Source organism: Ectopseudomonas khazarica (assembly GCF_017915135.1).
GTDB lineage: Bacteria > Pseudomonadota > Gammaproteobacteria > Pseudomonadales > Pseudomonadaceae > Aquipseudomonas > Aquipseudomonas khazarica.
This window is the reverse complement of the sequence record NZ_CP068551.1, coordinates 3967803-3988296: the sequence shown is the minus strand read 5'-3', so window position 1 is coordinate 3988296 and position 20494 is coordinate 3967803. Positions and strand designations below refer to the sequence as shown.

Below are 20494 nucleotides of genomic sequence, written 5' to 3'. Positions count from 1 at the left end.
CAGCTGTAAACTCCGCTTCCTCGCCGTTTTGACCAGCCGGAGGCTGTTACTAACGTAGCGCCTTGCGCTGGCTGCCTCGCCTACGTTTTCAACGGCTTTTCAATTATGAAAAAGGACTTTGCATGGACTTCAACCATCTCGATCAGCAACTGCGTGACAGCCTCGCCGACCTGCGTCTGAGCAACGAGGAGCGCGACGAACTGCGCCAGCTGGGCAGCGAGCTGAGCAGCGACCAGGTGCGCTTCATGCGCAACCGCGCCTTCGCCCTGGCCCGTGAGCTGATGCGCGAGCCGACCAATGTCGAGCCGGTGCTGAAGTGGCTGGAGCAGGTGATCAAGACCCTCGACAGCGTCGGCAGCGCTCCGCGCGTGGAGCATGCTACGGCGCACTTCAGTCCGGGCGAGAGCTGCCGGCGCAAGATCCGCGACCTCTGCCGCCAGGCGCGCAAGAGCGTGGAGATCTGCGTCTACACCATCTCCGACGATCAGCTCAGCGAAGAGGTGCTCGCCTGCCATGAGCGCGGCATCGCGGTGCGGGTGATCAGCGACAACGAAAAGCAGTTCGATGCCGGCAGCGACATCCAGCGCCTGCGTGACAAGGGCGTGCCGCTGCGCATCGATGCCGGTCCCTTCCACATGCACCACAAGTTCGCCCTGTTCGACGGTCGCCTGCTGCTCAACGGCAGTTTCAACTGGACCCGCAGCGCCAGTACCAGCAACGAGGAAAATCTGCTGGTGATCGACCATCCGCAACTGGTGGCAGCCTACAGCCGCGAGTTCGAGATGCTCTGGACGCGTTACGCAGACAACTGATGACTCAGCCTCACGCCCAACGGCTTCTCGGTTTCTACCGCAGCTGCTACCTGGCCGACAGCCGCGACCTGGACCTGGACAACATTGCCAGGCTGCCCGGCAAGCGCTGGGCCTGGCTCGACGGGGACGAGGAACTGGCCAGCGGCGGTGTGCCGCTGCTGCCGCTGTCGGCCGAGCTGGGCCGGGAGCTGGCCGAGGCGCAGACGCTGTACCAGCGTGAGCTGCAGCTGATCTACGGCGTGCTGCCGATCTGTGGTCGCCAGCAGCTGGACGGCGGCGCATCGCGGGCCATCTGCGGCCCCCTGATGTATTACGAGGCCAGCCTGCAGCCGACTGCCGATGGCCAGGCCCAGTTGCTGGTCATCGATCCGCAGCAGGTGCGTGGCAACTGGCGTCTGCTGCGCAGCCTGTTCGACGAAAGTGGCGCGGACAGCCTGGACGGCCTGCCGTTGCCCAGCGGGGTGCTGGACGCCACGGCACTGGGCCAGTTGCTCGCCTGGGTGGCGCGCCATACGCAGGTGCGTGAGGTCAGCGAGGCGGCAGGCTTTCCCCGGCTGGTCGACGGCGAGGCGCTGGCCAAGGCCCAGCGCCGGCGCAGCCTGTCGTTGCAGGCGGGCGCCTTCGTCGCCCTGGTGCCGCGTGGCAGTGGCAGCCGTGGCATCGCCCATGAGCTGCAGTTGCTGCAGGAGGCGCAGCAGCTGTCGCCGGCCCTGTTGCAACTGCTCGGCGAGGCGCCGGACGCGCCGTTGTCCGTGGCCGCGAGCACGCCGCAGCGCCTGCCGGCCCAGCTCAGCCTGGCGCAATGCCGCGCGCTGGACAATGCCGCGCGCCATTGCCTGAGCCAGATATCCGGCCCGCCCGGCACCGGCAAGAGCTACAGCCTGGCGGCGCTGGCGCTGGATCGTTACCTGCAGGGCGAGAGCGTGCTGCTGGTCAGCCGCAGCGCCCAGGCCGTGCGGGTCATCGCGCAGAAGCTGCGTGAGGACTTCGGCCTGCGCGAGGGTATCCTGGAGGGCGATGGGCAGAGCCTGCGCCAGGCTCTGCGCGACCGCCTGCAGCGCATGCTGCAGGGCGAGATTTTCGATGTCAGCGACCAGCTCGAGGCGCGCCAGCGCAGTGAGCTGGAGGTGCTGACCCTGGCCGAGCGCCGCCTTTCCGGCGACTTCGTGGCCCGCTGCGAGCAGGCCGTGCGCTGGAGCCGTCTGCTGCTGCGCGCCGAGCGCGGCAGCCTGGCCTTCTGGCGCCGCTGGCTGCAGGTGCCCTGGGTACGCAGGCGGGTCGGCAGCAGCGTGCGTCCCTGGGCGTTGCTGGACGAGCTGCGTGAATGCCAGCGGCGTCGCCAGCAGCTCAGCCGCGAGCACCTCAACAGCCATCACAGCCTGGCGCTCAAGCGTCTGCTGATGACCGACCGCAGCCTGTTCGTGCGCTACAACCAGGCCATCCGTGCGCGCAATTCGCAGCGCCAGCTGGCGCTGTTCGAGGGCATCGATCCGGCGCGCCTGCTGGCCGCGTTCCCGATCTGGGTGGTGACGCTGGACGAGCTGCACCGCCTGCTGCCGTTGCGCGCCGGGTTGTTCGACGTGATGGTGATGGACGAGGCGACCCAGTGCGACATCGCCTCGGCGCTACCGGCCTTCCAGCGCAGCAAGCGCGCGGTGGTGACCGGCGACGCACGCCAGTTGCGGCATATCTCCTTTCTCTCCCGCGTGCGCGAGGCGCAGCTGCTGCAGCGTGCCGGGCTGCAGGCCGACGAGCGCGAGGCCTGGAGCTACCGCGACAACAGCGTGCTGGACCTGGTCGGCCTGCAACTGGCCAGCCAGGACGCGGTGGTGTTCCTCGACGAGCACTTCCGCAGCCGCCCGGCGCTGATCCGTTTCAGCAACGAGCTGTTCTACGACCAGCGCCTGCGGGTGATGAAGGAACGTCCCGGTGGCGACACCTGCGACAGCCTGCAACTGCTGCGCGTCGAGGGCGCACGCGGTCGCAACGGGGTCAACGAGGCGGAGGTCGAGCGGGTGCTGGAGTTGCTGCGCGAGCACTTCGACACCTACCGGGACAGCCCGCTCAAGCCCAGCGTTGGCGTGCTGTCGCCGTTTCGCGACCAGGTCGAGCGTATCCGCGAGCGCATTGGCGAGAGCATGCCGCTGGAGCAGTTGCGCGCGTTTCGCCTGCTGGTGGACACGCCCTACGGCTTCCAGGGCGAGGAGCGCGACCTGATGATTCTCAGCTTCGCCATCGACGTCGAGTCCACCCAGGCGGCCCACTACCTGAACCGCGCCGACCTGTTCAACGTGGCCATCACCCGCGCCCGCGAGCGCCAGGTGCTGCTGTTCAGTGGTGACGAACGCCAGCTGCCGGCCACCCATCTGCTGCGCCGTTACCTGGAATTTCAGCAGCAACCGGCGGTCAGTTTGCAGGCAGGGGCCATCGATGTCGCCCGCCAGGATCTGTGCCAGGCGCTCGAAGTGCAGGGCGTCGGGGTGTGGAGCCACTACCCGCTGGCCGGGCAGGTGCTGGATCTGTTCTGCCGACGCGGTGACAGATGCCTGGCCATCGACCTGATCGGTTTCCCTGGCGAAGGAGAAGGCTTTCTCGAACTGGAGCGCTACCTGGTGCTGGCCCGCGCCGGTCTGGAAACCCTGCCGCTGAGCTACGGTCTCTGGCAGGAGGCGCCGGAGCAGGCCGTGCAGGCGGTGCTGGCGCGGCTCTGAGGCGCCGCTTCGCGGATGCGCCGTCGCGGCGTCGCTTGACGCGTGCGGCGATCGTGGCCTAGGCCTTTGGTAGACCAACACTGTGCCGGGGGGCTCATGACACTGCGCAATGCTGTTCAACTGATCACCTATCCCGACCGCCTGGGGCGCAACCTGGGCGAGCTCTACCAGTTGCTCGACCGGCACCTGGGCGATGCCCTGGGCGGTGTGCATATCCTGCCGCTGTATCCGTCCAATGCCGACGCTGGCTTCTCGCCGCTCACCCACATGGAGGTGGACCCGCGCTACGGCGACTGGGCGGATGTCGAACGCATCTCCGCGCGTTTCGACCTGTGCGTCGACCTGGTGATCAGCCATATCGCCGACGAGTCACCGGAGTTCCTCGATTTCGTCGCGCGCGGCCAGGACTCACCCTACGCGGAGCTGTTCGTGCAGGTCGACAGCCTGGGCGAGATCAGCCATGACGACCTGGCCAAGATCCATATCCGCAAGGAGAAGGAGCCGTTTCGCGACGTGCGGCTGGCCAACGGCGGGACCTGCCGGGTCTGGTGCACCTTCACCGAACGGCAGATCGACCTGAACTACGATTCGCCACAGACCTACCAGCTGATGGAGCAGTACATGGCCTTCCTCGCTGCGCGCGGGGTCAAGCTGTTCCGTCTGGACGCCTTCGGCTACACCACCAAGCGCATTGGCACCAGCTGCTTCCTGGTGGAGCCGAACGTCTATCGCATCCTCGAATGGTTTCGCGAAACCGGGGCCAAGTACGAGACCGAGATGCTCCCGGAGGTGCACGACCATATCAGCTACCAGTACGCCATCTCGCGTCGGCAGATGCGCCCCTATGCCTTCGCCTTGCCGCCGCTGGTGCTGCATGCCTTGCTCACGGGGAGCAGCCGCTACCTCAAGCACTGGCTGCGCATGTGCCCGCGCAACCAGATCACCGTGCTCGATACCCATGACGGCATCTGCATTCCCGATGTCGAGGGCATGTTGCCCGAGGCGCAGATCCAGTACCTGGTCGACGAGATCTCGACGCGCAGCGCCGACCCGATCCTGCGCCGCTCGGCGGTGAACGTGCACAGCGTGGGCGCCATCTATCAGCTGACCTGCACCTTCTACGAGGCGCTGATGCGCAACGACGAGGCCTACATTGCCGCACGGGCCATGCAGTTCTTCACCCCCGGCATCCCGCAGGTGTACTACGTCGGCCTGCTCGCCGGCTGCAACGATTTCGATCTGCTCGAGCGAACCGGCGAGGCCCGCGACGTCAACCGCCATTACTACAGCGTCGAGGAGGCCGAGCAGGCCTTGCAGCAACCGCTGGTGCAGCGCCTGCTGGCGCTGATGCGTTTCCGCTGCCGGCACCCGGCCTTCGAGGGGCGTTTCGAGCAGAACTATTCGGCGGATGACCAGCTGCTGCTGGCTTGGCGCCATGGCGAGCACTACTGCCGCCTGCACCTGGACTTGAGCAGCCTGCAGGCGAACATCGAGTACAGCGACGAGCAGCGGGGGATCTGCCACATGACCTGCTGAAGGTCGGCGGGGGCCATGCTTTCGCGGTAGACTTGCGCTCTTTCGACCAGCCAAGAAGCCCGCCATGGCCCTGCCATCGACCACCTACAAGATCGATCTGAACCTCACCGACATGGATCGCAGCGTCTACCAGACCCTGCGTTTCACCGTCGCCCGCCATCCTTCGGAGACCGAGGAGCGCCTGGCCGCGCGGTTGATCGCCTATGCGCTGTTCTACGACGAGCAACTGGCCTTCGGCCGTGGTCTGTCGGACGTCGACGAGCCGGCGCTGTGGGAGAAGAGCCTGGATGATCGCGTGCTGCACTGGATCGAGGTGGGGCAACCGGACAGCGAGCGCATCACCTGGTGCTCGCGGCGTACCGAGAAGTTCAGCCTGGTGGCCTACGGCAACCTGCGCGTGTGGCAGGGCAAGTGCCTCGACCCGGTGCGCAGCCTGAAGAACATCAACGTCGTGGCCCTGGGGCAGGAGGCGCTGGCCGAGCTGTCGCTGGACCTGCCGCGCTCGCTCAGCTGGAGCGTGATGATCAGCGATGGCGAGCTGTTCGTCACCGACGAGCGCGGCCAGCACGAGATTCCGCTGGAGTGGTTGGCCGGCCAGCGCTGAGCTTTGCAGGGTGGACGACGGTCTTTTCGTCCAGCACAACGCGTGTGCGGGGTGGATGGAGCAGCGTCGCCTACCCTGCGCATCAGCCCGGCGAGTGTCGAGCCGTAGCCCGGATGCGATCCGGGGCCGCCCCTACCCAATGTCCGGACTGCATCCGGGCCACATCTGAAAAGCGACCTTTTGTTCATGCGTATCGAAGCCCGTCCCTTGCCTGCTCAGTTGCCCGACCTGGGCAACCTGCCGCCCTTGCTGACCCGCCTGTACGCCGCCCGTGGCGTGCAGTCCGCCGAGGAGCTGGACAAGGGCCTGGCGCGGCTGATTCCGTATCAGCAGCTCAAGGGCATGACGGCGGCGGTGGAGCTGCTGGTCGAGGCGCTCGAGCAGCGCCAGCGCATCCTCATCGTCGGTGACTTCGATGCCGACGGCGCCACCGCCAGCAGCGTCGGCGTGCTCGGCCTGCGTCTGCTCGGCGCGGCGCATGTCGACTACCTGGTGCCCAACCGTTTCGAATACGGCTACGGCCTGACCCCGGAGATCGTCGCCGTGGCGCTGCAGCGCCAGCCCGACCTGCTGCTGACCGTGGACAACGGCATTTCCAGCGTCGAAGGCGTGGCTGCGGCCAAGGAGGCCGGACTCAAGGTGCTGGTGACCGACCACCACCTGCCGGGGCCCGAATTGCCGCAGGCCGACGCCATCGTCAATCCCAACCAGCCCGGCTGCGAGTTCCCGAGCAAGGCCATGGCCGGGGTCGGGGTGATGTTCTACGTGCTGCTGGCGCTGCGGGCACGCCTGCGTGAAAGCGGCTGGTTCGCCACTCGCCAGGAGCCGAACCTGGGCGAGCTGCTCGACCTGGTGGCGCTCGGCAGCGTGGCCGACGTGGTGCCGCTGGATGCCAACAACCGTATCCTGGTCCACCAGGGGCTGGCGCGTATCCGTGCCGGCCGTGCGCGGCCCGGGCTGCGGGCGATTCTCGAAGTGGCCGGGCGCGATCATCGGCGCATCACCTCCACCGACCTGGGGTTCATCCTCGGCCCGCGACTGAATGCGGCGGGGCGCCTGGACGACATGAGCCTGGGGATCGAATGCCTGCTCTGCGACGACGAAGCGCTGGCCCGCGACATGGCGGTGCAGCTCGACCAGCTCAACCAGGACCGCAAGGCCATCGAGCAGGGCATGCAGCGCGAGGCGCTGGCCCAGCTCAAGGACCTGCCGGTGGCGGACATGCCGTTCGGCCTGTGCCTGTTCGAGCCGGACTGGCACCAGGGGGTGATCGGCATCCTCGCCTCGCGCCTGAAAGAGCGCTACCACCGTCCGGCCATCGCCTTCGCCGATGCTGGCGATGGCATGCTCAAGGGCTCGGCGCGCTCGGTGCCAGGGTTGCATATCCGCGATGCGCTGGACGCGGTGGCGGCGCGACATCCGGGGCTGATCAGCAAGTTCGGCGGGCACGCCATGGCCGCCGGGCTGTCCCTGCGACAAGAACATTTCGGTGCCTTCGCCGCGGCCTTCGATGCCGAGGTGCGCCGTCAGCTCAGCGAGGATGACCTCACCGGCAGGCTGCTTTCCGACGGTCAGCTCGACGCCACCGAGTTTCACCTCGAACTGGCTCGTGCGCTGCGCAATGCCGGGCCCTGGGGCCAGCATTTTCCCGAGCCGCTGTTCCACGGCGTGTTCCAGATCGTGGGCCAGCGCATCGTCGGCGAACGTCACCTGAAGCTGGTGCTCAAGACCGAGTGCGGCAGCGTGCAGCTCGACGGCATCGCCTTCAACATCGACCGCGACATCTGGCCCAACCCCACGCTGCGCTGGGCCGAGGTGGCCTACAAGCTCGACCTCAACGAGTTTCGCGGCAACGAGAGCGTGCAGCTGATGGTGGCGCATATCGCCCCGCGCTGAGGCGGGGCAGCGCGGGAGCTAATTCGCCAGGCCTTCGAGTACCTGGTGCAGCTGTTCGCGGTTGGCCGGCGAGCAGGGCAGGATCGGTGCGCGCACCTCGTCGCTGCTCAGCCCCAGCAGGGCCAGGGCCGCTTTCAGCGCCGCCGGGTTGGCTTCGCAGAAGGCCGCCTGCATCCAGGGCAACAGGCGATAGTGCAATTGCCGGGCGCCGCGCAGATCACCCTGCATGACGCACGCGTGCATGCGCGCATAGAGGTCGGTGCGGACATGCGCCGAGGCCGAGATGGCGCCATGGCCGCCGAGGCACAGGGTGCTGAATATCTGCGTATCCTCACCGGCAAGCACCTGCACCTGTGCGTCCGCGATCAGGGCCATGGTGGTTTCCGCATCGCCTGCACAGTCCTTGATGGCGGCGATATTGGTGTGGCGCACGATGCGGCGCAGCGTGTCGCGTTCGATCCGCACGCCAGTCCGGTAGGGGATGTCGTAGAGCACCAGCGGGACGCTGGCGGCATCGGCCAGGGTGGTGAAGAAGTGCTCCAGCCCGGCCTGGGAGGGGCGAATGTAGTAAGGCGCCGGTACCAGCAGCCCGGCCAGCGGGCGGCGCTGGATCTCCCGCTGTCGATCGAGCAGGGCATTCAGCTGGTTGCCGGCCAGGCCCATGATCACCTGGTGCGGCGCGGCCTGGCGCAACACGGCGTCGAGCACGGCGAGTTGTTCGTCCTCGCTCAAGGCCGCGGCTTCGCCCGTGGTGCCGCACACCACCAGGCCGGCCGCGCCATCGGCGAGCAGCCGCTGCACCAGCCGATCGAGGCTGGCGAAGTCGATCTCACCGTTGCGCAACGGGGTGGCCAGGGCGACCCAGATACCACTGAAACTGGACATGTGAAACTCTCCTTGCGACTGACCGTCTGGTCGCCGTCAGGGAGGGTGCGGGAGAGGTGCTGGAGGGTATGAACCTGGCGCCTGGTGTCCTGTCAGCCCATCTGACGGGACAGCGCGCCCCGGTCAAATGAGCGACTGTTTCTTGGATTTCTTGGCAACGACGACGCACGCGCACTGGCAGGCACGGAAGCCTGGGAGCAGTGAGCTGTGGTCGCAGGTGGCGTACATGGGAGGCCCGTTGCATGAATCGTTCGCCGATGGTGCTTGGCCCGGCGCGCGGCTGTCAAGCGCGAGCGACGGTAATATCTGGAAGCATTCCGCAGGCTGCCCGGCCAGGGGACGAGGCCTACACTCGAGCGGATTTCCTTAGGAGGATGCTCAATGAATACCCGTGGCTTGCTCGATCAACTGCTCAAATCCGGTCAGGACCTGCTGCAACAGAAAGGGGCGGGCGGTGCGTCGTCGGGGCTGGGCGGCGCGCTCGGTGGGTTGCTCGGTGGTGGCGCAGGTTCCGGCAGCAAGGGCGGCAGCGATCTCGGCGCCATGCTCAAGGGCGCTGGCGGCGGTGCGGCGCTGGCCATGCTGCTGGGCAACAAGCGGGTGCGCAAGGTGGGCGGCAAGGTGGCGGTCTACGGTGGCCTGGCTGCGCTTGGCGTACTGGCCTACAAGGCCTACGGCAACTGGCAGGCGCAGCAGGCCCAGCAGAGTGGCGCGCAGCCGCTCGAGCCGCAGACGCTGGACCGCCTGCCGGCGCCGCAGGCCGAGCAGCACAGCCGGGCGATTCTCAAGGCGCTGGTGGCAGCGGCCAAGGCCGACGGCCATGTGGACGCCCGCGAGCGTCAGTTGATCGAGGAGGAACTCGGCAAGCTGGCGCAGGACGCCGAGCTGCAGGGCTGGCTGCACACCGAGCTGAACAAGCCGCTCGACCCCGCCGATGTCGCCGGCGCCGCGACCACGCCGGAAATGGCCGCCGAGATGTACCTGGCCAGCGTGCTGATGGTGGATGAGGAGCACTTCATGGAGCGTGCCTACCTCGAGGAGCTGGCGCGCCAGCTGCAGCTGGCGCCGGCGCTGAAGGCCGAGCTGGAGGCGCAGGTGCGTCAGGAGCTGTCCGGCGTCCGCTGATGCGGCGTGCACATCAGTCCCTGTGCCAGGCGCGGCCCGGCACTGCGTTCTCGGCCTGCCAGTCGACGTCATGATCGGCGAGGTAGGCGTCGACTGCGGCGCCTACCGTCGGCTGGATACGCTGTTCGCGGTTTTCCCGCAGGAGCCCGAAGCGCCTGAATTTGTCCTTGACCGGCCCCTTGACCTCGGCGAAATGCAGTTCGATGCCGGCTTCGGCCAGCATCTGCTCCAGTTCGGCGAGCATGTCGGCGGAGGTGACGTCGATGCTGGTCACCGGCTCGGCGGCGATGACCAGGCGACGCACCGGCGTCGGCGAGCGGGTGATCGCCTGCAGCACGCACTGCTGGAACTGTTCGGCATTGGCGAAGAACAGCGGCGCATCCCAGCGCAACAGCAGCAGGCCAGGTATCAGGCGGGCTTCCGGGTGGCGCTGGATATCGTGAAAGCCCCGTACGCCGTCGACCTGGCCCAGCACCGCGTAGTGCGGACGCCAGCCATCCCAGAGAAACTCGATCACCGCCAGCAGCACGGCAATGCCGATGCCGGGGATGGCGCCGAAGGTGGCGACGCCGGCGAAGCAGGCCATCGACAGCCAGAACTCCCACTGTTGCACGCGATAGATGCGCATGAGGTCTCGCACCTCGAACAGGCCGATCACGGCAGCGATCACCACCGCCGCCAGGGCGCTGGTGGGCAGGTGCTGCATCAGGTTGGGGGCGGCGACCAGCAGCAGGGCGACCGCTAGGGCGCCGACGACGCCGGCCATCTGCGTCTGTGCCCCGGCGGCCTCGGCTACCGGTGTGCGTGACGAGCTGCTGCTGATCGGGAACCCCTGGAAGAAACCGCCGATCAGGTTGGCGGCCCCCAGGCCGACCATCTCCTGGTTGGGGTCGACATGGCGGCCACTGCGCGCGGCATAGGTGCGCGACAGCACGCTGGTGTCGGCGAAGGCGACCAGCGCCGCCGCCACACCGCCGAGCACGACGGCGGACAGGTCGACTCCGCTGAGCCAGGGCAGGCTGAAGCCCGGCAGCCCCTGCGGCAGTTCGCCGAGGACGCTGGCGCCGTGGCGGGCGAGGTCCAGCAGCTCCACCGCCAGGGTGGCGAGGGTGACGGCGATGAGTATGCCGGGCAGGCGCTTGAAGCGCCGCAGCAGCAGGATCAGCGCCAGCGTGCCGCCGCCGATGGCCAGGCTGGCCCAGTTAAATTGCGCGTCCAGCACGCCGCCGACGATGGCCCAGATGTCCTGCAGCGGTCCCTGGCTGTCGATGGAGAAGCCGAGCAGCTTGGGCGTCTGGCTGATCACCACGCTCAGAGCGATGCCGTTCATGTAGCCGTAGCGAATCGGCTTGGACAGCAACTCGGTGATGAAGCCCAGGCGCAGCAGGCCGGCGACGATGCAGGTCAGGCCGGCCACCACGGCCATCATGCTGGCCAGGGTGATCGCCCGCAGCGGGTCACCTCCCGACAGCGGCAGGACCACGGCGAGAATCACTGCGGTCAGGGCCGAGTCGGGGCCGAGCACCAGGATGCGGCTGGGGCCGAACAGGGCGTAGGCCAGCAGCGGCACGATGGTGGCGTACAGGCCGTAGATGCCGGCGACGCCCGAGGCTTCGGCATAGGCGATGCCCACCGGCACCAGCATGCTGGTCAGCACCAGGCCGGCGGCGATGTCCCTGGGCAGCCAGCCCAGGCGATAGTGGAGCAGCGTGTGCAGACCAGGGAGCCAGCGTCGCCAGCCGCGTTGCTGCACGATGACGGGAAGCGATTTGTAGTGAGGGGCGGGCATCGCGTGGCGCTCGGGAGACATCTGCCTAGTAAAGCGCAGAGTAGGGGCGCCTCACCAGCCTGGCGGCGTTGCACTGTCTTGCCGGTGTTTCCGCAGAGGTTCTGCAGGGATATTCACGCGCTGCATGTCAGACCAAAAGATCATACTGTTGCGACGCGATGCCCGTTAGGCTCGAGGTTTCGATCCGCCGCCTCGCGAGGATGCTCATGGCGCAGTTGCCCCTGGAGAGTTACGACTACCTGATCGTCGGTGCCGGCCCGGCCGGTTGCCTGCTGGCCAATCGTCTGTCCGCAGACCCCTCCGTCAGCGTGTTGCTGATCGAGGCCGGCGGCCCGGACAACTACCCCTGGATCCACATCCCGGTCGGTTACCTCTACTGCATCGGCAATCCGCGTACCGACTGGTGCTACAGCACCGAGGCGGACCCCGGCCTGCACGGTCGTTCGCTGAAGTACCCGCGTGGCCGGGTGCTCGGCGGCAGCTCCTCGATCAACGGCATGATCTACATGCGCGGGCAGGCTGCCGACTATGACGGCTGGGCGGCGGCGGGCAACCCGGGCTGGGCCTGGCGCGACGTGCTGCCCCTGTTCAAGCGCTCGGAGAACCATTTTGCCGGAGCCAGCGAGCTGCATGGCGCTGATGGCGAGTGGCGGGTCGAGCGCCAGCGCCTGTCCTGGGAGATTCTCGAGGCCTTCCGCCACGCGGCGGCGCAGCGCGGCATCGCCAGCATCGACGACTTCAATGGCGGCGACAACGAAGGGTGCGGTTACTTCCAGGTCAATCAGCGACACGGCGTGCGCTGGAACGCCTCGAAAGCCTTTCTGCGCGATATCGGCCAGCGCCCTAATCTGCAGGTGCTGACCGGTGCCGAGGCCGAGCGCCTGGAACTGGAGCAGGGCCGCGCCAGCGCCGTGCAGCTGCGCTGGCAGGGGCGGGCGCTGCGCATCGCCGCGCGCCGCGAAGTGCTTCTGTGCGCCGGCGCCATTGGCTCGCCGGCCTTGCTGCAGCGCTCGGGTATCGGCCCGCGACCGCTGCTGGAACGGCTGGGGATCGGCGTGCGCCACGAACTGCCAGGGGTGGGTGCGAACCTGCAGGATCACCTGCAACTGCGCCTGATCTACCGCATCGAGGGGGTGAAGACGCTGAACCGCATCGCCGCCACGCCCTGGGGCAAGCTGGGCATGGGGCTGGAGTACCTGCTCAAGCGCAGCGGGCCGCTGTCGATGGCGCCCAGCCAGCTCGGCGCCTTCGCCAAATCCGACCCCGGTCAGGCGCGCGCCAACCTGCAATATCACGTGCAGCCGTTGTCGCTGGAACGCTTTGGCGAGCCATTGCATGACTTCCCCGCGTTCACCGCGTCGGTCTGCAACCTGCGCCCGGAGAGCCGTGGCTGCGTCGAAATCCGCTCGGCGGATGCCAGTGTCGCGCCGGCGATCCGCCCCAACTACCTGAGTGACGAGCGCGATCTGCAGGTGGCCGCCGATGCGATTCGCCTGACCCGCGAGATTGCCGCGGCCCCGGCACTGGTCCCCTACCACCCGCAGGAATACAAGCCGGGGCCGGACTATCGCAGCGACGCGGACCTGCGGCAGGCGGCGGGGGAGATCGGCACCACCATCTTCCACCCCGTCGGCACCTGTGCGATGGGCCAGGGGCGCGACGCCGTGGTCGATGCGCGTCTGCGCGTGCACGGCGTTGCCGGGCTGCGCGTGGTCGACGCGTCGATCATGCCGAGCATCACCTCCGGCAACACCTGCTCGCCGGTACTGATGATCGCCGAGAAGGCCGCGCAGATGATCGCCGAGGATGCGCAGCGCCCGGCGAGCGTCGTTGCGCCCCAGGCCGTCGCGCTCAGCTGAGGTCAGCCGCTGGCTGATGAAAGCGGGCGCAGTTGCGCCCCCCGTGCTTGGCCTGGTAGAGCGCCAGGTCGGCCAGTTGCAGGACGTTGCCCAGGTTGTCGTGATCCTGTGGCCAGATCGCGCCGCCGACACTGCAGCCGATGTTGACCTGTCCCGCCTCCAGCGTGATGGGCATGCCGAGCGCGGCGATGGTGCGTTCGGCCACCAGCTGAGCATGACGCTGGGCGTCCTGCTCGGGCACCAGCAGCACCATCACGAACTCGTCGCCACCCAGGCGCGCGACCATGTCGCCCTCGCGCAGGCAGTGGCGCAGGCGCTGTGCGACTTCGGCCAGCAGTTGGTCGCCAGCCGCGTGGCCATGGGTGTCGTTGATCGGTTTGAAACCGTCCAGGTCGAGGTACAGCAGGGCCAGGCAGCCCTGCAGCAGGCGGCTGCGCTGCTGTGCCAGGGGCAGGAATTTCTCCAGGGCGATGCGGTTGGGCAACCCGGTGAGCGCATCGTGGTGAGCCAGGCTTTCCATCACGCCGAGGGCCGTCTGCTGCTGGGTCAGGCTTTCCACCAGGTGGCGGATCGAATGGCTCAGCTGGCGTACTTCGCGGCTGCCCTGCAATTCGGGGATTTCCGTCGCCTCGCCGGCGCTGAGGCGATCCGCTGCGCTGGCGATGTCCTGCAGCGGGCGGGTGAAGTAGCCGCTAATCAGCCAGCCGAGAAAGGCGAAGATCAGCGCCAGTCCGCCACCGATGAACAGGATGTTGGTGCGCAGCTCATGGGCCGGGGCATAGGCCTGCTCCAGCGACTGGCGCGCGACCACCGTCCAGCCCAGGCCGGGGTAGTCCTGATAACCCTGGCTCAGGGTGAGGCCAGTCAGGTATTCCTTGCCATCGGGCCAGCGCTGAATCCTCCAGCGGCTCTGGCCAGGCTGCAGTTCGCCGAGAACGGGCAACTCCAGCTTCTGGCCGATCATAGCGCGCGGGCCGAGAAGGATGCTGTGATCCTGACCGATCACGAAGAACTCGACCAGGTGGCGGTCCTGGCTCGGCGCCAGGATCGACCGGCGCACCTCGTCGGCCCAGGCCCAGGACAGGTGGCTGGCCAGCACGCCGACCAGATTGCCGTCGCTCCCATGAATCGGCAGGCTGATATCGACGAACTTCATCGCCTCGCCCGTCGGGTTGGGCAACAGGTTGGCGAGCAGCACCGCGTCATGCACATCGCCGATGAACAGGCCGTCGCGGCCCTGGAGGTAGACGGGCCGCTGGGCGATGCTGACACCCTCGAGCACGCCGTTGCTGGAGGCCAGGACCAGGCCTTGCGGGTCGGTAAAGCCGATCCAGGACATGCTCGGCATTTCCTGCTGCAGGCTGTCCAGCAGGCGGCGTATCTCGCGCGAGTCGTTCGGCGCGAGCAGCGCCTGCTGGTTGCCAAGGAGGCGCAGTACGGAGGCCCGCGAGGCCATGTCACGGTCGAGGCGACCGACCATGGCGAACGACACCTCCGCCAGGTCGCCGCCGACGTTCTGGCGAATCTGCTGGCTGCTGTGCTGGCTGATCAACGACCCCAGCAGGGTGCAGAGCAGGCTGACCAGGACGGCAATGAACAGGGCGATATGGCTGCGCATGCTGTGTGATGGGAGCATGGGGCGGGGCTCGTCTGAAGTCGTCAGCTCAGTATATGCACCGTTGATCCAGAGAGTTGCGATTGACTGCCGATAGTGGGCTGCCAGCCTGGGCCGGCTCGGGTATAATCGCCGGCTTTTCCGTCCGATTTGCCGCGAGCGCCGACCACCATGGAAATCAATCCGATCCTCAACGCCATCAAGGACCTGTCCGAGCGAACCCAGTCGATTCGGGGGTATCTTTGACTACGATCACAAGCATGATCGCCTGGTCGAAGTAAACCGCGAGCTGGAAGACGCCAGCGTCTGGAACAAGCCCGAGTACGCGCAGAGCCTGGGCCGTGAGCGCGCCATGCTGGCGCAGATTGTCGAAACCATCGATGACCTCACCGGCAGCCTGGCCGACTCCAGGGACCTGCTGGAAATGGCCGCCGAAGAGAACGACGAAGGCGCGGTGAGCGATATCGCCGCCGAAGTCGAGCGCCTGCGCGAGATTCTCGAGAAGCTGGAATTCCGCCGCATGTTCAGCGGCGAGATGGACCCGAACAACTGCTACCTGGACATCCAGGCCGGCTCCGGCGGCACCGAGGCCCAGGACTGGGCCAACATCCTCCTGCGCATGTACCTGCGCTGGGCCGACAAGCGCGGCTTCAGTGCCGAGATCGTCGAGCTGTCCGAAGGTGAAGTCGCCGGTATCAAGGGTGCCACCGTGCACATCAAGGGCGAGTACGCCTTCGGCTGGCTGCGCACCGAGATCGGCGTGCACCGTCTGGTGCGCAAGAGCCCGTTCGACTCCGGCGCGCGCCGCCACACCTCGTTCTCGGCGGTGTTCGTCTCGCCGGAGATCGACGACAAGGTGGACATCGAGATCAACCCGTCCGACCTGCGCATCGACACTTACCGCTCCTCCGGGGCCGGTGGTCAGCACGTCAACACCACCGACTCGGCGGTGCGGATCACTCACGTGCCGACCAACACCGTGGTGGCCTGCCAGAACGAACGTTCGCAGCACGCCAACAAGGACACCGCCATGAAAATGCTGCGGGCCAAGTTGTACGAGCTGGAGATGCAGAAGCGCAACGCCGCTTCGCAGGCGCTGGAAGACAGCAAGTCGGACATTGGCTGGGGGCACCAGATCCGCTCCTACGTGCTCGACGATTCGCGGATCAAGGACCTGCGTACCGGTGTCGAGCGTAGCGACTGCCAGAAGGTGCTCGATGGCGATCTCGACGGTTACCTCGAGGCCAGCCTCAAGCAGGGCCTGTAAGCCTTACCCTGTAGGAGCCAGCTTGCTGGCGATGCTCTTCGGGAGCGTGATCGCCAGCAAGCGGGCTCCTACCAAACCCCATTTGATCTAGACGCCAGGCAGATAAAGCGACCATGAGCGACCAACAACTCGACCAGAACGAACTGCAACAGGAAGAAAACAAGCTGATTGCCCAGCGCAAGGAAAAGCTTGCTGCCGTCCGTGAGCAGGGCATTGCCTTCCCCAACGACTTCCGCCGCGACAGCCTGTGCGCCGAGCTGCAGAAACAGTACGAGGGCAAGAGCAAGGAAGAGTTGGAGGCCGCTGCCATCCCGGTGAAGATCGCCGGGCGCATCATGCTCAACCGTGGCGCCTTCATGGTGCTGCAGGACACCTCCGGTCGCCTGCAGGTCTACGTCGACCGCAAGGGCCTGCCGGCCGAAACCCTGGAAGCGATCAAGAGCTGGGACCTGGGCGACATCATCGCCGCCGAAGGCACCCTGGCGCGCTCCGGCAAGGGTGACCTGTACGTGCACATGACCGACGTGCGCCTGCTGACCAAGTCGCTGCGCCCGCTGCCGGACAAGCACCACGGCCTGACCGACACCGAGCAGCGCTACCGCCAGCGCTACGTCGACCTGATCGTCAACGAGGAAACCCGCCACACCTTCCGCGTGCGTTCGCAGGTGATCGCGCACATCCGTCGCTTCCTCAACGAGCGCGGCTTCCTCGAAGTCGAAACCCCGATGCTGCAGACCATTCCCGGTGGCGCCGCGGCCAAGCCGTTCGAGACCCATCACAACGCGCTGGACATGGCTATGTTCCTGCGTATCGCCCCGGAGCTGTACCTCAAGCGCCTTGTTGTTGGCGGCTTCGAGAAAGTGTTCGAGATCAACCGCAACTTCCGTAACGAGGGCGTGTCGACCCGGCACAACCCCGAGTTCACCATGCTCGAGTTCTACCAGGCCTACGCTGACTACCGCGACAACATGGACCTCACCGAGGAACTGTTCCGCGAGCTGGCCCTGGCCGTGCTGGGCAGCACCGACGTGCCGTACGGCGACAAGGTGTTCCACTTCGGCGAGCCGTTCGTGCGCCTGTCGGTGTACGACTCGATCCTCAAGTACAACCCGGACCTCACCGAGGCCGACCTCAATGACGTCGACAAGGCCCGTGCCATCGCCAAGAAGGCCGGCGCCAAGGTGCTCGGCCACGAAGGCCTGGGCAAGCTGCAGGTGATGATTTTCGAGGAACTGGTGGAGAGCAAGCTGGAGCAGCCGCACTTCATCACCGAGTACCCGTTCGAGGTCTCGCCGCTGGCCCGTCGCAACGATAACAACCCCAGCGTCACCGACCGTTTCGAACTGTTCATCGGTGGCCGCGAGATCGCCAACGCCTACTCCGAGCTCAACGACGCCGAAGACCAGGCCGAACGCTTCCTCGCTCAGGTGGCCGAGAAGGACGCCGGCGACGACGAGGCCATGCACTACGATGCCGACTTCGTTCGCGCGCTGGAATACGGCATGCCGCCGACCGCCGGTGAGGGCATCGGCATCGACCGCCTGGTGATGCTGCTGACCAACTCGCCGTCGATTCGCGACGTCATCCTGTTCCCGCACATGCGCCCGCAGGCCTGATGGTCCAGCAAGAAGCCGCCCAAGGGCGGCTTCTTGCTATCTGTTTTCTGCCCGCGGTTCGTTGACGGTGCGACAGGCAGGCGCATCCGGCCTTTTGGTTGATCGGCGAACCCAGTACTCTGCCCCTCATAATCAGAACGTAGAGGTCTTCCCGCCGTGAGTCCTGTGCCTGCGTCCCCGAATGCCAGTCAGGCGGCCAGCGCCGTCGTCGAGAGTGTCCAGTATCAAGGGCGCAAGGCCAGCCGCCAGGGCAGCGAGCAGCGGCGCCAGGCGATTCTCGACGCGGCCATGCGCATCATCGTGCGCGATGGCGTGCGCTCGGTGCGCCATCGCGCGGTGGCGGCCGAGGCTCAGGTGCCGCTGTCCGCCACGACCTACTACTTCAAGGACATCGATGACCTGATCACCGATACCTTCGCCCAGTTCGTCGAGCGCAGCGCTGCGCAGATGGCAGCATTCTGGGCCGGCACCCAGGGCGTGCTGCAGGAGCTGGTCGGGCGTCTCGACGGCAGCGAGCAGGCGCGCCGGCAACTGGCCGACGAGATCGCCGAGCTGGCGGTGCAGTACGTCCAGCGCCAGCTGCGTGATCGGCGTGACCACCTGATCGCCGAGCAGGCGTTCCAGCAGGAAGCCTTGCTCAACCCGCGCCTGAGCGACCTGGTGCGGGCGCATCGGCAGATTCTCCAGCAGGGCGTCACCCACTTCTTCGAGGTGCTCGGTTCGCGCCAGCCGGAGCAGGATGCCGTGCTGTTGACGGCCACCATCATGCGGATGGAGTATCAGGGCTTGCTGGACGGTGTCGAGCATCTGGACAGCCAAGGAATGCTGGCCATCCTTAAGCGCTACATGAACCTGGTTCTGGGGTTGTAAGTCCTCGATCTCGCGGTCGAGGGTTTTTCACAAGGAGAGCGAAATGAAAGCCTGGCGCGCACTGGTCGCCCTGTCCTTCCTGCTGTTGAGTGGCTGCCTGGTCACCTTCAAGGACCCGATTCCGGCCAACGAGGCGGCACCCATGCCGCTGCTGGGCGAATGGAGCCGCGAGGACGAGTGGGGCGATCAGCTGTTCCTGGAGATCACCCGGGCCGGCTCCAACCTGTACGAGGCGCGCATCTACGAAGGCAGCCCGGACAACCTCGACAGCCTCGAGGAGTTCGGCTTCACCGTCGCCCACCACGGCCGCCGCTGGTACCTTTCGGCCGGTTTGCCGAAGAGCCTGGGCGCCAATTTCGCCATCGCCGGCTTCGAGCTGACCAGGGACAACGAGCTGGTGGTGTATAACCTCGACACCGACCGTATTCTTCAGGACATGGACAAGGGCCTGCTGGAAGGCCAGATGGTCTCCATGCCCGAAGCCGATGGTGCCTTGATCACCAGCCCGCTGGACCGGGTGTTCGCTTACCTCGACGATCCGGCCAATGCCGATCTGTTCGTCGAGATCGCGCGCTATCAGCGGGTTGCCGAGTAGGGAGTGCAATGAACAGCCAGCAGAAACTGGACGACTATCAACTCGGTATCCGCGCCCTGAGCGACCGCATCGTCGAGGCGCAGACACCGATCCGCGTGCTCGACGCGGTGAAGTGGGACGACGGCATCCGCGACGGTTTCCTCAAGGCCAAGGGCAAGCAGCCGCCGGCCATCGATCGCGGCTATTACCTGGGCCGTCCGCTGGGCTTCGATGCCGCGGCCAAGCGCCTGGAGTTCCAGAACATCGAGCGTGACATCACCCGCCAGCTGGGTCAGTTCAGCCCGGTGGGGCAGATCATGCGGCGCATGTGTCGCGAGTACCGCATGGTCATCCGCATGCTCGAGGCGCGTGGCACCGAGGATTTCGGCCTGATCAGCCAGGAGCTCTACGGTTCGGCCTCCGATGCTTTCCACGCCGGCGATCCGACGCTGGCCGACCTCGGCCTGATGCTCTCCGACTACCTCAACAACATCGACGCCCGTGGCGACCTGGAAGACGAAGCCAAGACGCTGGGCGCCGGGGATGCGGTGAACATGCTGCAGCAGCGCCTGGCCGAGGTGTTCGGTGACGACACCGTGCGGGTGCTGGAGTCCGACGGGATTCTCGCCGACGCCGCCGCCGGCGCCGACTACATCAAGATCCGCAGCGATGCGCGCTTCAACGAGCGTGACGTCAAGGCGCTGGAGGTGCACGAAGGGCTGGTGCACGTAGGCACCACCCTCAACGGCCTGAACCAGCCGATCTGCACCTTCCTGGCCAAGGGGCCGCCCTCGTCGACGGTGACGCAGGAAGGCCTGGCGATTCTCATGGAGGTGATCGCCTTCGCCTCCTACCCGACCCGCCTGCGCAAGCTGACCAACCGCACCCGCGCCATCCACATGGCCGAGGAGGGCGCGGACTTCCTTCAGGTCTTCGAATTCTTTCGCGAGCAGGGCTATGGCCTGGAAGGCAGCTACAGCAACGCCAGCCGGGTGTTTCGTGGCTCCCTGCCGAGCGGCCTGCCGTTCACCAAGGACCTGTCCTACCTGAAGGGCTTCATCCTCATCTACAACTACATCCAGTTGGCGGTGCGCAAGGGCAAGCTGGAGCAGATCCCGCTGTTGTTCTGCGGCAAGACCACCCTGGAAGACATGCGCACCCTGCGCAAACTGGTCGACGAGGGCCTGGTGCTGCCGCCCAAGTACCTGCCGCAGCAGTTCCAGGACATGAATGCACTGTCGGCCTGGATGTGCTTCTCCAACTTCCTCAACCACCTGAGCATGGATCGCATCGAAGCGGACTACGCCAACATCCTCTAGGCGCCGGACGGGCGCC

Annotated in this window: 15 protein-coding genes; 12 read left to right on the top strand and 3 right to left on the bottom strand. The window is 66.6% G+C overall.

What is annotated here, in order from left to right:
- Nucleotides 1-122 precede the first annotated feature (122 nt).
- From JLK41_RS18790 to recJ, 5 genes are all read left to right on the top strand, one after another.
- Nucleotides 123-812: a phospholipase D-like domain-containing protein gene (locus tag JLK41_RS18790; protein ID WP_037049398.1), complete on the top strand. Its 690-nt coding sequence runs from the start codon at nucleotides 123-125 to the stop codon at nucleotides 810-812.
- Nucleotides 812-3523 carry a DEAD/DEAH box helicase gene (locus JLK41_RS18785; protein WP_244976440.1) on the top strand — a complete coding sequence of 904 codons (2712 nt, stop codon included), beginning with the start codon at nucleotides 812-814 and terminating at the stop codon, nucleotides 3521-3523. Before JLK41_RS18790 ends, JLK41_RS18785 begins: the two co-directional genes overlap by 1 nt.
- Before the next feature lie 96 nt (nucleotides 3524-3619).
- A complete protein-coding gene (gene gtfA / locus JLK41_RS18780; protein ID WP_210389582.1) occupies nucleotides 3620-5059 on the top strand; it encodes a sucrose phosphorylase in 1440 nt (479 codons plus the stop codon).
- A 64-nt stretch (nucleotides 5060-5123) separates the two neighbouring features.
- Nucleotides 5124-5663 (top strand): YaeQ family protein, encoded by a 540-nt coding sequence (locus JLK41_RS18775; RefSeq protein WP_037049391.1) that lies wholly within the window; start codon nucleotides 5124-5126, stop codon nucleotides 5661-5663.
- A gap of 186 nt (nucleotides 5664-5849) precedes the next feature.
- Entirely contained in the window at nucleotides 5850-7559 is a 1710-nt protein-coding gene (gene recJ / locus JLK41_RS18770; protein WP_150606094.1) for a single-stranded-DNA-specific exonuclease RecJ, read from the top strand.
- Between the two features lie 18 nt (nucleotides 7560-7577).
- On the opposite strand, the gene dapA is transcribed toward recJ, so the two are convergent.
- Nucleotides 7578-8444, bottom strand: a complete 867-nt coding sequence (gene dapA / locus JLK41_RS18765) for a 4-hydroxy-tetrahydrodipicolinate synthase (RefSeq protein WP_210389581.1) — start codon at nucleotides 8442-8444, stop codon at nucleotides 7578-7580.
- Between the two features lie 381 nt (nucleotides 8445-8825).
- Here dapA and JLK41_RS18760 point away from each other — a divergent pair, with 381 nt between their 5' ends.
- Entirely contained in the window at nucleotides 8826-9569 is a 744-nt protein-coding gene (locus tag JLK41_RS18760; RefSeq protein ID WP_210389580.1) for a tellurite resistance TerB family protein, read from the top strand.
- A 13-nt stretch (nucleotides 9570-9582) separates the two neighbouring features.
- On the opposite strand, the gene JLK41_RS18755 is transcribed toward JLK41_RS18760, so the two are convergent.
- Complete coding sequence (locus JLK41_RS18755) at nucleotides 9583-11358, bottom strand: SulP family inorganic anion transporter (protein WP_210389579.1); 1776 nt, start codon at nucleotides 11356-11358, stop codon at nucleotides 9583-9585.
- Between the two features lie 206 nt (nucleotides 11359-11564).
- On the opposite strand from JLK41_RS18755, the gene JLK41_RS18750 reads away from it, so the two are divergent.
- Nucleotides 11565-13217, top strand: coding sequence for a GMC family oxidoreductase (locus JLK41_RS18750; protein WP_425321827.1), 1653 nt, complete (start codon nucleotides 11565-11567; stop codon nucleotides 13215-13217).
- Here the strand turns inward: JLK41_RS18750 and JLK41_RS18745 are convergent.
- On the bottom strand, nucleotides 13210-14853 hold the full coding sequence (locus JLK41_RS18745) for a sensor domain-containing diguanylate cyclase (RefSeq protein ID WP_210389578.1): 1644 nt from the start codon (nucleotides 14851-14853) through the stop codon (nucleotides 13210-13212). The two genes, JLK41_RS18750 and JLK41_RS18745, sit on opposite strands and share 8 nt — an antisense overlap.
- A gap of 150 nt (nucleotides 14854-15003) precedes the next feature.
- Here JLK41_RS18745 and prfB point away from each other — a divergent pair.
- The 5 genes from prfB to JLK41_RS18720 all read left to right on the top strand — a co-directional run bounded on the left by prfB (nucleotide 15004) and on the right by JLK41_RS18720 (nucleotide 20478).
- Nucleotides 15004-16099 (top strand): peptide chain release factor 2 gene (prfB, locus tag JLK41_RS18740; RefSeq protein ID WP_134677070.1). Its coding sequence is split into 2 segments (ribosomal slippage): nucleotides 15004-15075 and nucleotides 15077-16099, totalling 1095 coding nucleotides; the frame shifts between segments, so codons are not numbered across the junction.
- Between the two features lie 113 nt (nucleotides 16100-16212).
- Nucleotides 16213-17715 carry a lysine--tRNA ligase gene (lysS, locus tag JLK41_RS18735; protein ID WP_210389577.1) on the top strand — a complete coding sequence of 501 codons (1503 nt, stop codon included), beginning with the start codon at nucleotides 16213-16215 and terminating at the stop codon, nucleotides 17713-17715.
- A 156-nt stretch (nucleotides 17716-17871) separates the two neighbouring features.
- The gene (locus JLK41_RS18730) at nucleotides 17872-18585 is read left to right on the top strand and encodes a TetR/AcrR family transcriptional regulator (RefSeq protein WP_210389576.1); all 714 of its coding nucleotides are present in this window, start codon (nucleotides 17872-17874) and stop codon (nucleotides 18583-18585) included.
- A gap of 43 nt (nucleotides 18586-18628) precedes the next feature.
- Complete coding sequence (locus tag JLK41_RS18725) at nucleotides 18629-19180, top strand: hypothetical protein (RefSeq protein WP_037049376.1); 552 nt, start codon at nucleotides 18629-18631, stop codon at nucleotides 19178-19180.
- Between the two features lie 8 nt (nucleotides 19181-19188).
- On the top strand, nucleotides 19189-20478 hold the full coding sequence (locus JLK41_RS18720; RefSeq protein ID WP_150606082.1) for a flavohemoglobin expression-modulating QEGLA motif protein: 1290 nt from the start codon (nucleotides 19189-19191) through the stop codon (nucleotides 20476-20478).
- The last annotated feature ends 16 nt before the right edge of the window (nucleotides 20479-20494 follow it).

Excerpts from the sequence above, each read along its gene's own strand:
- JLK41_RS18790 (WP_037049398.1), top strand. The coding sequence starts at position 123 with ATGGACTTCAACCATCTCGATCAGCAACTGCGTGACAGCCTCGCCGAC.
- JLK41_RS18785 (WP_244976440.1), top strand. The coding sequence starts at position 812 with ATGACTCAGCCTCACGCCCAACGGCTTCTCGGTTTCTACCGCAGCTGC.
- gtfA (WP_210389582.1), top strand. The coding sequence starts at position 3,620 with ATGACACTGCGCAATGCTGTTCAACTGATCACCTATCCCGACCGCCTG.
- JLK41_RS18775 (WP_037049391.1), top strand. The coding sequence starts at position 5,124 with ATGGCCCTGCCATCGACCACCTACAAGATCGATCTGAACCTCACCGAC.
- recJ (WP_150606094.1), top strand. The coding sequence starts at position 5,850 with ATGCGTATCGAAGCCCGTCCCTTGCCTGCTCAGTTGCCCGACCTGGGC.
- dapA (WP_210389581.1), bottom strand. The coding sequence starts at position 8,444 with ATGTCCAGTTTCAGTGGTATCTGGGTCGCCCTGGCCACCCCGTTGCGC.
- JLK41_RS18760 (WP_210389580.1), top strand. The coding sequence starts at position 8,826 with ATGAATACCCGTGGCTTGCTCGATCAACTGCTCAAATCCGGTCAGGAC.
- JLK41_RS18755 (WP_210389579.1), bottom strand. The coding sequence starts at position 11,358 with ATGCCCGCCCCTCACTACAAATCGCTTCCCGTCATCGTGCAGCAACGC.
- JLK41_RS18750 (WP_425321827.1), top strand. The coding sequence starts at position 11,565 with ATGGCGCAGTTGCCCCTGGAGAGTTACGACTACCTGATCGTCGGTGCC.
- JLK41_RS18745 (WP_210389578.1), bottom strand. The coding sequence starts at position 14,853 with ATGCTCCCATCACACAGCATGCGCAGCCATATCGCCCTGTTCATTGCC.
- lysS (WP_210389577.1), top strand. The coding sequence starts at position 16,213 with ATGAGCGACCAACAACTCGACCAGAACGAACTGCAACAGGAAGAAAAC.
- JLK41_RS18725 (WP_037049376.1), top strand. The coding sequence starts at position 18,629 with ATGAAAGCCTGGCGCGCACTGGTCGCCCTGTCCTTCCTGCTGTTGAGT.
- JLK41_RS18720 (WP_150606082.1), top strand. The coding sequence starts at position 19,189 with ATGAACAGCCAGCAGAAACTGGACGACTATCAACTCGGTATCCGCGCC.